We start from the raw sequence: 13,082 nt of genomic DNA on the forward strand, positions 1-13,082 counted from the left end.
ACGGGCCGTTCAGCCCGCGCGCCGGGCCAGGGTCAGCCGGGAGCTGGTGAGAGCGGCGGCCAGCAGACCGGCGAGCACCGGGACGACCAGGGCCAGCAGCCCGATGGTCTCCCACGGCATCACGATCGGCGTGTACGCCGACTGCATCGGATCCGCGCGCATCTCCGCCAGCGCCGCGCGCAGGTCGGTCAGGCGCAGGGCGACCGCGGGAACGAGTCCCGCCGCCGTCCCCAGCAGGACCCCGGTCAGCGCGACGACCAGGCACTGGAAGCCGGACAGCGAACGCCGTACTCCCGGGGGCGCGCCCACCGCGCTGAGCGTGGTGAGGTCGGCCTCCGCGTCGGCCTTGGACAGACCGGTCGTGATGGCCGCCGCGCCCAGGGTCACCACACCGGCGAAGAGGGCGAGGATCAGCAGGATCGTGTCGTCCTGGGTCCGGAACCTCTCGTTCGAGCTCATCAGGTACGCGCGGTTCCCGGCCTGGTCGATCGCCGCGTAGGTGGCCTGGGCCTCGGCGTCCGTGGCGTCGCGGCCCAGCGCGTAGAAGCTGCCGTAGTCCTCGACGTGCAGGCCGAGCCGTTCGGCGGTCTCCCGCGGCATGACCATGCGGATGCCGGGGGTCGCCGCGAACCGGTCCGGCGCGACGTACACCTTCAGCCGGTCGGTGGTGGTGCGGGCCTTGCCGGGATGCCGGGCCCGCATCTTCTCGTCCCGGTCGTTGTAGAGGTGGGTGGCCTTGAGGGTGACCTCGCCGTTCTTCGCGTAGGCCGAGTTCAGCAGGACGGGGGTGCCGTCCTCTAGGGCCTTCGCCGCCGCCGGGTCGTCGAGCTTCACATAGGTGGCGAGGACGTCCGCGCCGCCGATGACGATCTTGTGTTCGCCGGTGCCGAACGCGACCATCGTGGAGCTCTCGTCGACGCAGGCCGGGGAGTTCATCATCCGCTTGTGCTCGTCGGCGGAGAGCCGCAGGGCGAGCTCCCTGGCGCCCGCACCCTTGAGCGCGCAGCTGTGGCCCTTGCCGGTGGGCTTGACGAGTTCGAGGGTGCCGCAGCCGTTCTCCTCCTCGTAGTAGACCGAGCAGTCGCTGCCGGCCCAGACCCGCCCGAAGTCGGCGGGCTTGCCGCTGACCGGGTAGTTCTGCTCGACGGCCGCCCGGGAGCGGGGGAGTTCGGCGTCCGCGCCGACGTCGGACGCGGCCACCGCCACGGTGCCCGGGGTCATGTTGGGCTCGAAGTCGTACGCGGCCTCGACGGCGCTGCTGCTGGTGTACGTGGCGATGGCGACGCTGCCCGCGACGGCCGCCATCACGGCGGCGACGGCGGGAGCGGTACGGCCGCGGTTGCGGGCCGCGTCGCGCAGTGCCATCCGGGGGGCCAGCGGGAGCCGTCGGCCCAGCCGGCCGAGGAAGCCGACGATCACCGGGATACAGCCGAGCACGCCCAGTTCGGCCAGGACGGAACCGCCGGCGACGAGGACCGTGTCGCCTGCCACCCCGCCGTAGACGGCGACGCCGACACCCGCCGTGAGCGTGATGACGCCGATCACGGGCAGCAGGCGGGAGCTGCGACGGGTGCCGCGCCGCCCGGTGAGCGACTCCAGGACCGACTGGCGGCCCGCGACGATCGCCGGGGCGAGCGCGGCGAGGACGCCGGTGACCAGGCCGAGCGCGGCGATGGCGAGGATCTCCCAGGGCCGTACGGTCAGTTCGCCGAAACGGCTGCCCGTGTAGTCCTCGATCATCGGGCGGAACAGGGCGGTCAGAGCGAATCCGGCCCCTACCCCGGCCACCGCGCCGACCCCGCCGAGCACCGCACCGCCCGCGAGTACCACGGCTCTGACCTGGCCCCGGTTGCCGCCGCACGAGCCGACCAGGCCCAGCTGGCGGCGCGAACGCCGCGCGCCCACGGCGAACGCCGGACCGGCCAGCAGCACGATCTCCAGGACGGCCATGGCGGCCACCGTGAGAACGGCCGCGGTGGTCTCCGGCTCGGTGGAGTACCCGCCGCCGGACTCCGAGGCCATCGGGACCTCGGAGTCCGGCGGCGGGTCCAGGGCGACCTGGCGGGACTTGACCACCACCCCCCTCTCGTTGGCGGCGAGGACGTCCTGCCAGGTCACACCCGCGCCGGCCGGGCCCTTCACCAGCCACTTCGGGTCGCTCGGCTGAGGCGGCAGGATCGTCCGGTCGCCGTCGGCGGTCTTCTGCCACGGGTCGATGACCGCGCCGGGCAGCGCGTAGAGGTGGTCCGCCCGCAGGTCGGCGGGGAGTTCGACCGTGCCGGTGAGCGTGTAGGTCTGCTCGGGTCCGCGCACGGTCACGCGGTCGCCGACTGACAGCCCCGCCGCCCTGACGAAGTCGGCGGTTCCGGCGACCTCGTCCGGCTTGCGGGGGAAGGCGCCGTCCGTCAGCTCGATCCGGCCGCGGAGCATCGGATCGGCGACGCGCAGCTCGCTGATCTCGGTGTCGGCGATGCCGTGCCGGGTGGTCACCGACGCGGGCACGCTCCGCTCGGTCAGATGGCGCGAGCCCTCGGGAAAGGCGGCCGGCACGTCGACCGGCTTCGCCTGTTCCTCGGGGGTCGGGTCGGGGGCGCCCTCGGGCATGCCCCAGTTGACGCCGTCGGGCATCTGCTGGAGCTTCACCGGGCCGACGCTCGTGGGCATGAACCGGGCGTCGGCCGACCCCAGTTCCGCCGTCAGTTCCTCGGCCTTCGTGGGCAGGGCGCTGCGGTAGGTGAGGTCGGCGGCGGTCACGCCGAGGACCGGAAGGGCGATCATCGCCACGACCAGGGCGCTGCGGCCCTTGGCCCGTGCCGCGTCGCGCCGGGCTATACGGAAGGCCGCGCGCCGGCCGGGGAGCGGGCTCACGCGGTGGCCTCGGTCGTTCCGGCGAGCAGGGAGTCGGCTCCCGCGGTCGCCGTCTGGTCGACGATCGAGCCGTCCCGGAGGAACACGACCCGGTCGGCCCAGGCCGCGTACCGGGGCTCATGGGTCACCATGACCCCGGCCGCGCCCTGGTCGCAGCGGGTGCGCAGCAGGGCGAGGATCGCCTCGCCGGTCTCGGAGTCGAGCGCTCCGGTCGGCTCGTCGGCGAGCACGAGGCGCCGGTCGCCGACGAGGGCGCGGGCGATGGCGACGCGCTGCTGCTGGCCGCCGGACATCTCGTCGGGGAAGCGGTCGGCGATCGCTTCGAGCTTCATCTCGGCCAGTGCGGCGAGGGCCTCCTTGCGGGCTTTGCGCACGGAGACGCCGTCGAGTTCCCGGGGCAGCGCGATGTTCTCGGCGGCGGTCAGGGCCGGGATGAGGTTGTAGTCCTGGAAGACGTAGCCGACGCTGCGGCGGCGCAGGGCGGCCATGCCCTTGGGGCCGAGGGCGGCGAGGTCCTGGCCCTCGATGACGACCTGGCCGCTCGTGGCGGTGTCGAGCCCCCCGGCCAGGGTCAGCAGGGTGGACTTGCCGGAACCGGAGGGGCCCATCACGGCGACCAGCTCGCCCGGGTACACCGCGAGGTGGATCCCGCGCAGGGCGTGCACCTCGGCGACGCCGGAGCCGTGGGTACGGGTCAGCGCCCGCAGTTCGAGTACGGGGCTGCCGCCGGGCGTCCCGGAGGACGACGGGGGCGGCTGGGTGGCGGACGTGGGCATGGCGGGTGGTTCCCCCTCGGAACGTACTGGGTCTCATCCGGACGGCGACGACGGTCCCGCCGCCGCCCGGGTCGTCAGGCGCCGGTCTCAGCGCTGGGAGCGGGTCCGGCCGGCCAGGGCACGGGCAGGACCGCGGGTGGCCGCGGGGCCGGGCTCGGTGGAGGGCTCGGTCGCGGCGGCCTCTTTGAGGCGGACGAGCCGCGACTCGCAGTGGTCGAGCCAGCGGGCCTCGGCCTCCGCCTGGAAGATCAGTTGCTCCACGACGAGGAGCCAGGCGACCTCGTCCCGGTTGGCGGGGACGTCGGCCAGGGCCTGGGCCTTGAGCCGGGTGTAGTCCTGCATCGCCTTGAGCGTGTGGTGGCGCTGGGACTGGATCACGTCCCGGATGTCGACGCCCGGGGCGCCCACGGCCATGGCGAGCTTGATGGCCAGTTCGTCGCGGGGCGGACTGGTGCGGTCCACCGGGGTCTCGAACCAGGTGCGCAGCTCGGTGCGTCCCTCGTCGGTGATCGCGTAGAGGTCGTGCCCGGCGTCGTCCGAGCCGTCCTGGACGATCAGGCCGTCGCGCTCCAGACGGCTGAGCGTCGTGTAGACCTGGCCGACGTTCAGGGGCCAGGTGGAGCCGGTGCGCGACTCGAACTCGGTGCGGAGCCGGGACCCGTAACGAGGGCCCCGTTCCAGCAGGGCCAGCAGGCCGTGGCGAATGGACATACCGAGTATGTATACCGAGTATGTTCGTTCTGGCAAGTCTCGCCGGAGCCGGAACCGGAGGGTGCGGCCCTCCGGTCGCGCGGGGCGTTACGGTCGGTTCGTGTGAGCGTGACGGTCGGTTCGCGCGGGCACTACGGTCAGTTCGCGCGGCGCATACGGAACGCGAGGAAGCCGAGTCCCAGCCCGACCAGGGCGATGCCCGCACCGAGCGAGACCTCCTGCACCCGCCGGACGGCCGCCGCGTCCAGTGCCTGCCCGGACCGCTGTCCCGGATCGCTGAAGGCCTCGGGCGGCGGCGAGGAGGCAGGCAGGCCGACGGGGTCCGCGCGGCCCTCGGCGGTCTCCTCCCGCGGGTCCTCCTCGACGGGATCCCCGGCCCGCGCCTGCTCCACCGGCGACAGCGACCGCCCGGGACGCGCCTTGCCCGCCCCGGCCTCGCGCCCGGCCAGGGGAGCGGTCGACCCGGACACGTCGGGGGAAGCGGAGGGCGGGGAAGAGGGCTCCGGTGCGTCGGCCCCGGGCCCGGAACCGGCTCCGGCGGGGGGCCGCGCGTCCATCCCGGTCGCGGTCGGGGTGGACGGTGCCGGGTCGGCCGCCGACGCCCCGGGAACCGGGACGCCGGACGGCAGGGGCAGGGGCAGGGGCAGCACGGAAGGGGATGCCGAGCGCGATGCGGAGGCCGGCGGGACGGGCGGCGGAGCGGCCGGAGAGGACGGGGCGCCGGACGCGGTGGCCGCGGGGCTCGACGCCTGCGGGGCCGCGGTCGTCACGGACGGCGGACCGCCCGGCGCCGCCGAGGCGTGGGCGGAGGCGGCCGACGGCCCCAGCGCCGCTCCGGCCGCCGCCAGCAGACAGACCGCACACCGCGACGACCACCCGGCCGGAAGTCCTGGAGCCATGAGATCAGCGTCACACGGGCCCCCGCATCCGGCATCCCGGACGCGGTATCCGAAAGGCAGGGGCCGGTCAGCGGTCCGTGTACCGGTCCACGGCGAAGATCCGGCGAGATCCGTGAACCGTATCGATCACCTTCGGACACCGGCGTTTCAGCACGGTGCACCGGCCTCCGAGGACGCCGTACCGGGGCTGCGGGGCGGCACGGCGGCGTCCGGGCCCGCATACCGGGGGCTCGGGACGGCTGCCCGGCGGCTCAGGCCGGCTTGCCGGTGGAGACCTTCAGCTCGAAGTGGGCGCCGCGCTCGTCCACCGCCGCACCCGAGGACGGGAACTGGCCGACGACCTGGTCCTCGGCGTAGGTGTTGCCCGGCTCCTCGATCACCTTGATCGTCCAGCCCGCGGCGGCCGCGCACGATTTCGCCGACAGGATGTCCTTGTAGATGAAGTTCGGCGCGCGGACCTTCTTCGGGTCGTTGGAGTCCTCGGAGGCGTTCGAGCACTCCGTCTCCTTCATCGTCCGGTTGCGCTCCGGCGGGCGGTAGCCCTCCACCTGCTCGGTGCCCGTCCCGCCGCCCTTGCCCGCCTCGTCGTTGTTCTCGCCGCCGCCCTGGAGGGCGATGGCGGTGATCAGACCGCCGACGGCCAGCAGCGCCACGACGATCGAGCCGACGACGACCGGCATGTTCCGCTTCGAGCCGCCACCACCGGTGGTGCCCACGGCCGTCGCGTGCTGCGGGCTGACCGCGTACGGCGGCGGGGTCTGGTGGGACAGCGGGCCCGGCGTCGGGTAGCCCTGGACCTGGCCGGACTGCGGGTAGCCGTAGCCCGGCGTGGGCGCGCCGTACGGGCCGGGCTGGTGGGTCTGCGGCTGCGGCTGGTACGGCATCTGGACGCCGTGCGGCGCGGGGGTGCTCTGGTCGACCGGCGGGAACACCGCCGAGCCGACGCCGGAACCGCTGTTGGCGGGCCCGCCGCCGGACACGATCATCGGGGCGCCGGTCTGGCCGGCCGAGGCGTTCAGCACGCGGGCGATCTCGTCGCGCATCGCGGCGGCGTCGGGGAAGCGCTCGTTCGGGTTCTTCTTGAGCGCGCGGGCGACGAGGGCGTCCATCGCCGGGGTGACCGACCGGTTGACGCCGGAGGGCGCGACCGGCTCCTCCTGGACGTGCGCGTACGCGATGGCCAGCGGCGAGTCCGCGTCGAACGGGAGCCGCCCGGTGAGCAGCTGGAAGAGCATGATCCCGACCGAGTACAGGTCGGACCGGGCGTCGACGCCGCGGCCGAGGGCCTGCTCGGGGGAGAGGTACTGCGGGGTGCCGACGACCATGCCGGTCTGGGTCATCGAGGTGACGCCGGACTGCATGGCGCGGGCGATGCCGAAGTCCATGACCTTGACGACGCCGCGCTTGGTCATCATCACGTTGCCCGGCTTGATGTCCCGGTGGACCAGGCCCATCTCGTGGCTGGTCTCCAGGGCGGCCAGCACGTCCGCCGTCACCTTGAGGGCCTTGTCGGCGGGCATCGCGCCGTGCTGCCGGATGTCGGCGGCCAGCACCGAGCCGAGCGGCTGCCCCTCGACGTACTCCATGACGATGTAGGGCATCAGCGCACCGCCGAGCTCGTCCTCGCCGGTGTCGAAGACGGACACGATGTTGGTGTGCTGGAGCTTGGCGACGGCCTGCGCCTCGCGGCGGAAGCGCTCGCGGAAGGACTGCTCGCGGCCGAGCTCGGTGTGCAGGGTCTTGATCGCGACCTGCCGGTCCAGGGCGGAGTCGTAGGCCAGGTAGACGGAAGCCATGCCACCCTCGCCGAGCAGGTCGCGCAGCTGGTAGCGGCCGCCCGCGACCGCTCCGCCCGCATAGCGGCCCTGTGCGCCGTCCTGGCTCATGACTTGCATCCCCCTCGGCGGCGCGCGGTCGCACACGGCTTTTCTGTCCGACGTGTCTTTGTCTGACGTGATGGCGTGCGACGCGGTTCCCGTACAACGCGATTACGCGCCAAGTCTGCCGTAGGGGTCCGACACGTCAAGCCGGGTGCCCGTTCCGTGACCCTACGCACAAGAAGCGTCTCGGAAGCGTTACAGGAAACGCATCGAATCCCTGAGGAGGGCGCGCCGAGCGGTCAGATGATCCTGCCGGAGCGGAACCGTGGTGTCCGCCGGAGGCTGTAGCGTGACGTCGCAACGCAGCAAGGCACCGTGAGAACCCGCGGACGCGCGGACAGATACGACGGCGAGGACTGATGGCACCCGATTCCGAAGCAAACGGCGGCGGAGTCTCGGATGGCACCGACTCCTGGGGCGTCGGCGGCGTCGTGGGCGACGGCCGTTATCGGATGACCCACCGGCTCGGCCGGGGCGGCATGGCAGAGGTCTACGCGGCGGAGGACGTCCGGCTCGGACGCACGGTCGCGGTGAAGCTGCTGCGCTCCGATCTCGCCGAGGACCCGGTGTCCAAGGCCCGCTTCACCCGCGAGGCACAGTCCGTCGCGGGCCTGAACCACCACGCGATCGTCGCCGTGTACGACTCCGGCGAGGACGTCGTGGGCGGCCAGACCGTGCCGTACATCGTGATGGAGCTGGTCGAGGGCCGTACCATCCGCGATCTGCTCCTGACGGCCGAGGCCCCGCCCCCGGAGCAGGCGCTGATCATCGTCTCGGGAGTGCTGGAGGCCCTCGCCTACTCCCACCAGCACGGCATCGTGCACCGCGACATCAAGCCGGCCAACGTGATCATCACGGACTCCGGCGCGGTCAAGGTCATGGACTTCGGCATCGCCCGCGCGCTGCACGGCGCGCAGTCGACGATGACCCAGACCGGCATGGTCATGGGCACGCCGCAGTACCTCTCCCCCGAGCAGGCGCTCGGCAAGGCCGTCGACCACCGGTCCGACCTGTACGCCACCGGCTGCCTGCTCTACGAGCTGCTGGCGCTGCGGCCCCCGTTCACCGGCGAGACCCCGCTCTCGGTGGTCTACCAGCACGTCCAGGACATCCCGGTGCCGCCGTCCGAGGTCTCGGACGTGGTGCCGCCGGAGCTGGACGGGATGGTGATGCGTTCGCTGGCGAAGGAGCCGGACGACCGGTTCCAGAGCGCCGAGGAGATGCGCGGGCTCGTCCAGTACAGCCTCCAGATGCTCCAGGTGCAGGGCGGCCACACGGGTACCTGGAACACCGGCCCGGTCGCGCTGCACGACGGGGGCCGGACCCCGCCGCACGGGATGGCCGGCTCCACCCAGGTGATGGGTTCGGGGCACCCGGTGCACGGCGACACCTCGCAGGGCCCGATCCTGCCCCCGTACAACCCGGACGACGGGGGGTACGACGGAGGCCAGGGGCGTCCCGGCGGGCGCGGCAAGATGTGGCTCTTCGTGCTGCTGGCCCTGGTCGCGATCGGCGCGGGCGTCGCCTTCGCCCTCAACGCGGCACAGGGTGACGGCGACAAGGACAAGGACCCGGTCACGCCGTCGACCTCGGTCAGCCAGTCCGAGGAGGAGCCCTCGGACGAGCCGTCCGAGGACGAGAGCGATGAGCCGGAGGAGCCGGACACCTCCAACGGCGGCCAGACCCAGCCGAACCCTCCGCCGTGGACCCCGGACCCCACCCCGAGCGAGCCCACGTTCAGCCCGTCCCCGACGCCGACCGACACGGACGCCGGCACGTCGGACGGCGCCACCAGCGAGGGCGGCAGCGGCGAGCCCACGGGCGATCCCACGGACCCGACGACCGCCCCCGGAACCCCGGGCGGATCCGGTGACGACGGCGGAGCCGGCGGCGATGACGGCGGCTCGGGCACGACGCCCGGCGAGGCGTCGGGCGGCGCTGCCACGCCGTAGGCGGCCACCACCGCACCACACGCACGAGCCCGGCGCGCCCCCACGTGGCGTGCGCCGGGCTCACCCGTTTCCGTGCCGCGCCTCACTCCGTGAAGGCCGCGCACACCGCCTCGTACGCGCGCGTCCACCACACCGCCAGGGCCGACACCGCGGGAAACTGCGGGTCGGCCCTGCGGTCGTCCAGGCGGTAGCGCCAGCGCAGTATCCAGAAGTCGTTGAGCCGCTCCCACCACACCCGGTGCACCGCGGCCGCCAGCTCCCCGGCCCCCGCCCCGGCCGCCCGCCGGTACGCACGGGCGTAGGCGCGTACCTTCGCGAGGTCCAGCTCCCCGGCCGGCCGGACGAAGAAGATCGCCGCGGCCCGTACCGCCTCCTCGGCGCGCGGCTGCACGTCCAGCCGGTCCCAGTCCACGATCGCGACCGGGTCGGCGCCCCGGTAGAGCAGGTTCAGCGGGTGGAAGTCCCCGTGCACCCAGCCGGTGGCGGGCCCCTCCGGGGTGGGCGGGCGACGGTGGGCGTGCTGTTCGAGCAGGGCGCGGCGCTCCACGAGCCGGTGCACGGCGAGTTCGTCGAAGGCGTCGCGCGGGGTGTTCCGGCCGTCCTCTCCGCGCGCGGCGGCCAGCAGATCGTCGATCAGGGCGAAGGTGTCGGCGGCGTCCGCGCTGCGGTGCCCCGTCCGGGACGGCGGGCCGTCGCGCGGCGCCATCACCTGCTCCAGGCCGGTGTGCACGGTGCCGAGGAGGGTGCCGAGCCGGCGCGACTGGGCGAGGGTCAGCTGGGCGCCCACCCGGTGGAGGCCGTCGACCCAGGGATGCAGGGCGTAGCAGCGCTCGCCGATCACGGTGACGGTGTCGCCCCGGGTGTCGGCCAGCGGCGGGACGACGGGCACGCCGAGCGACTGCAGGCGCTGGGTGGCCCGGTGCTGGCGCACGATCGCGGCGCGTTCGCCGCTCGTGTCGTCCAGGTGCTTCTTGTCGAGGTGGTGCTTGAGGAAGTAGGAACCGCTCGTCGTGGAGACGCGGTATCCGTGGTTCAGCAGGCCTTTGGTGATCGGCTCGCAGGCGAGCGGCTCGCCCACGCCCGGGTATCGGCGCAGCACCTCGCCGACCGGGGGAACGGGCGGGTGGGTGACATATGAGCGCGGCACTTACCAGATGTTAGATCACTCTGCGTGGTCGCTCTGCGGACTTGCGGTGACACCCGTGACTGCGCTAAGGAGAGCTGCGGTGTCCGCCCCGGTGCCTCATCCGCGCCTCAGAAGTCCAGCCGGTGCTCGGTGACGAAGTGCGGGTCGACCCGCAGGTACGCCGGCGCGTACGGCTCCCCGTTGACGCTGACGGGGGCCGCGCCGAACAGCTCCTCCTGCTCGGGGCGGAGGCGCACGACCTCGGCGGGCCCGGTGAACTGCACCGACCACAGGTTGCCGCCGTCGCCCGAGGCCGCGTCGTTGTAGTTGTCCGCCCCGTACGCGACGACGCTCCCGTCGCACGCCTCGTGGTGGCCGAAGCCGCGGTGCATCCGCAGCAGGATGCGGCCGTCGCTCACGATGTGCCGGGCCACCGTCAGGAACGGCAGGGCCCGCATGCTGGTCGCGAGGCGGCCGTACGGGACCCGGCCGAGCAGATCGAGCGGCCCGGCCGCCGCGGTCCGCTCGATCGTGCCGACCGCGCGGCGCTCGCGGGGGGAGCCGTGGGAGTCGAAGGACATGGCTTCCACTGTCCCCCGGACGTAGGGACCGCGTAAGAGTCGCCTGCCCCGGGCGGCACGGGACCTAAGTCCCGTGCCGCCCGGGGCAGGCGGCAGTGTGCCCGGTGGGCCGGGCGCGGCTCAGCGGCGCTCGGCCTGGAGCCGTGCGACGTACGCGGCGGCCTGCGAGCGGCGCTCCATGCCCAGCTTGGACAGCAGGCTGGAGACGTAGTTCTTGATGGTCTTCTCGGCGAGGTGCAGCCGCTCCCCGATGACGCGGTTGGTCAGTCCCTCCCCGATCAGGTCCAGGATCTTGCGCTCCTGCTCGGTGAGGCCCGCCAGCCGGTCGTCGCCCCTGGCGCTCCCGCCGTCGCGCAGCCGCTCCAGCACCCGGGCGGTCGCCACCGGGTCGAGCAGGGACTTTCCGGCCGCCACGTCCCGTACGGCACTCAGCAGTTCGTTGCCGCGGATCGCCTTCAGCACATAACCCGAGGCGCCCGCCATGATCGCGTCGAAGAGCGCCTCGTCATCGGCGTACGAGGTGAGCATCAGGCAGGCGATGTCCTCGTCCTGGGAGCGGACCTCGCGGCACACCTCCACCCCGCTGCCGTCCGGCAGCCGCACATCCAGCACCGCCACGTCGGGGCGCGTCGCCGGGATCCGCGCCAGGGCGTCCGCGGCAGTGCCGGCCTCGCCGACCACCTCGATGTCCGGCTCGGAGGCGAGCAGCTCATGGACGCCGCGCCGGACGACCTCGTGATCGTCAAGCAGAAATACCGTGATTTTTCCATCTTCGCGCACGATCGCAGTCTCACATACTCGCCTCCTCTCCGCTCTTCCCTGGCGCTGATCCGCGGGATAACGTGCCGTTGTTCCGGCGGCCTGCAAGGCTGTTTCCAGTGCCCTGACCAGCAGTGCTTCGCAGTTTCTTCGATTTACTTGGAAATCCAAGCAAAATCGCAGGTCAGATAGGGTTTCGCAGTTATGCGAAGCACTGGGTAACGTGCCTAGGACAGGGCACTCGCCGGGGCACCTGTCACGCCTGATCCCGGCCCGACCGGCACCCACCCCGTGCACGGCTCCGGACTCAGGCGAGCCGCACTGGTCCCCGGCAGACCCCGGGGGCCGGACCGACGGAGGAGCACGCACGTGACCGTGGAGAGCAGTGCCGCCGCGCGTAAACCGCGACGCGCCAGCAAGCGGACCAGCGCCGCTAAGAAGGCGCAGAGCGCCGAGCCCCAGCTCGTACAGCTGCTGACGCCCGAGGGCGAGCGCGTCGAGCACCCGGACTACAGCATCGACCTGAGCGCGGAAGAGCTGCGCGGCCTGTACCGGGACATGGTGCTCACCCGCCGTTTCGACGCCGAGGCGACCGCCCTCCAGCGCCAGGGCGAGCTGGGCCTGTGGGCCTCGCTGCTCGGCCAGGAGGCCGCCCAGATCGGCAGTGGCCGCGCCCTGCGCGACGACGACTACGTCTTCCCGACCTATCGGGAGCACGGCGTCGCCTGGTGCCGCGGTGTCGATCCGACCAATCTGCTCGGCATGTTCCGCGGCGTGAACCACGGCGGCTGGGACCCCAACAGCAACAACTTCCACCTGTACACGATCGTCATCGGCTCGCAGACCCTGCACGCCACCGGTTACGCCATGGGCGTCGCCAAGGACGGCGCGGACTCCGCCGTGATCGCGTACTTCGGCGACGGCGCCTCCAGCCAGGGCGACGTCGCGGAGTCGTTCACCTTCTCCGCGGTCTACAACGCCCCGGTCGTCTTCTTCTGCCAGAACAACCAGTGGGCCATCTCCGAGCCCACCGAGCGCCAGACCCGGGTGCCGCTCTACCAGCGCGCCCAGGGCTTCGGCTTCCCCGGCGTCCGCGTCGACGGCAACGACGTCCTCGCCTGTCTCGCCGTCACCCGCTCCGCACTGGAGCGCGCCCGCCGCGGCGAGGGCCCGACCCTCGTCGAGGCGTTCACCTACCGCATGGGCGCCCACACCACCTCCGACGACCCGACGAAGTACCGGGCCGACGAGGAGCGGGCCGCCTGGGAGGCCAAGGACCCGATCCTGCGGCTGCGGACGTACCTGGAGAAGTCCGGCCACGCCGACGACGCCTTCTTCACCGCCCTGGACGAGGAGAGCGAGACCCTCGGCAAGCGGGTCCGCGAAGCGGTGCGCGCGATGCCCGACCCGGAGCCGATGGCCCTGTTCGAGCACGCCTACGCCGACGGCAACTCCCTCGTGGACGAGGAGCGCGCCCAGTTCGCCGCCTACCAGGCATCGTTCGCCGACTCTGCCGAGGAGGGCAAGTAG

The 13,082-nt window shown here is 72.8% G+C and carries 10 protein-coding genes; 2 read left to right on the forward strand and 8 right to left on the reverse strand.

Annotated features, from left to right (window positions below; genetic code table 11):
* Positions 1 to 9: 9 nt before the first annotated feature.
* The 5 genes from KME66_RS17165 to KME66_RS17185 form a co-directional block, all read right to left on the reverse strand.
* Positions 10 to 2,868: an FtsX-like permease family protein gene (locus KME66_RS17165; protein ID WP_216323446.1), complete on the reverse strand. Its 2,859-nt coding sequence runs from the start codon at positions 2,866 to 2,868 to the stop codon at positions 10 to 12.
* On the reverse strand, positions 2,865 to 3,644 hold the full coding sequence (locus KME66_RS17170; protein WP_073222814.1) for an ABC transporter ATP-binding protein: 780 nt from the start codon (positions 3,642 to 3,644) through the stop codon (positions 2,865 to 2,867). The genes KME66_RS17165 and KME66_RS17170 overlap by 4 nt, the downstream gene beginning before the upstream one ends.
* Before the next feature lie 87 nt (positions 3,645 to 3,731).
* Positions 3,732 to 4,355: a PadR family transcriptional regulator gene (locus tag KME66_RS17175; RefSeq protein WP_216323448.1), complete on the reverse strand. Its 624-nt coding sequence runs from the start codon at positions 4,353 to 4,355 to the stop codon at positions 3,732 to 3,734.
* A 137-nt stretch (positions 4,356 to 4,492) separates the two neighbouring features.
* On the reverse strand, positions 4,493 to 5,254 hold the full coding sequence (locus tag KME66_RS17180; RefSeq protein WP_216323451.1) for a hypothetical protein: 762 nt from the start codon (positions 5,252 to 5,254) through the stop codon (positions 4,493 to 4,495).
* A gap of 251 nt (positions 5,255 to 5,505) precedes the next feature.
* Positions 5,506 to 7,140, reverse strand: a complete 1,635-nt coding sequence (locus KME66_RS17185; protein WP_216323454.1) for a protein kinase — start codon at positions 7,138 to 7,140, stop codon at positions 5,506 to 5,508.
* Positions 7,141 to 7,493: 353 nt separating this feature from the next.
* Here KME66_RS17185 and KME66_RS17190 point away from each other — a divergent pair, with 353 nt between their 5' ends.
* Positions 7,494 to 9,086, forward strand: coding sequence for a protein kinase (locus KME66_RS17190; RefSeq protein ID WP_216323457.1), 1,593 nt, complete (start codon positions 7,494 to 7,496; stop codon positions 9,084 to 9,086).
* 82 nt (positions 9,087 to 9,168) lie between these two features.
* Here the strand turns inward: KME66_RS17190 and KME66_RS17195 are convergent, their stop codons facing one another.
* The 3 genes from KME66_RS17195 to KME66_RS17205 all read right to left on the reverse strand — a co-directional run bounded on the left by KME66_RS17195 (position 9,169) and on the right by KME66_RS17205 (position 11,573).
* Positions 9,169 to 10,185: a phosphotransferase gene (locus tag KME66_RS17195; RefSeq protein WP_073222803.1), complete on the reverse strand. Its 1,017-nt coding sequence runs from the start codon at positions 10,183 to 10,185 to the stop codon at positions 9,169 to 9,171.
* A 155-nt stretch (positions 10,186 to 10,340) separates the two neighbouring features.
* A complete protein-coding gene (locus KME66_RS17200) occupies positions 10,341 to 10,793 on the reverse strand; it encodes a pyridoxamine 5'-phosphate oxidase family protein (protein ID WP_073222801.1) in 453 nt (150 codons plus the stop codon).
* A gap of 120 nt (positions 10,794 to 10,913) precedes the next feature.
* Positions 10,914 to 11,573, reverse strand: a complete 660-nt coding sequence (locus KME66_RS17205; protein WP_216323461.1) for a response regulator transcription factor — start codon at positions 11,571 to 11,573, stop codon at positions 10,914 to 10,916.
* 348 nt (positions 11,574 to 11,921) lie between these two features.
* Here KME66_RS17205 and pdhA point away from each other — a divergent pair, with 348 nt between their 5' ends.
* Entirely contained in the window at positions 11,922 to 13,082 is a 1,161-nt protein-coding gene (pdhA, locus tag KME66_RS17210; RefSeq protein ID WP_216323463.1) for a pyruvate dehydrogenase (acetyl-transferring) E1 component subunit alpha, read from the forward strand.

The sequence above is a fragment of the Streptomyces sp. YPW6 genome, from assembly GCF_018866325.1.
In the GTDB taxonomy this organism is placed as follows: Bacteria; Actinomycetota; Actinomycetes; order Streptomycetales; family Streptomycetaceae; genus Streptomyces.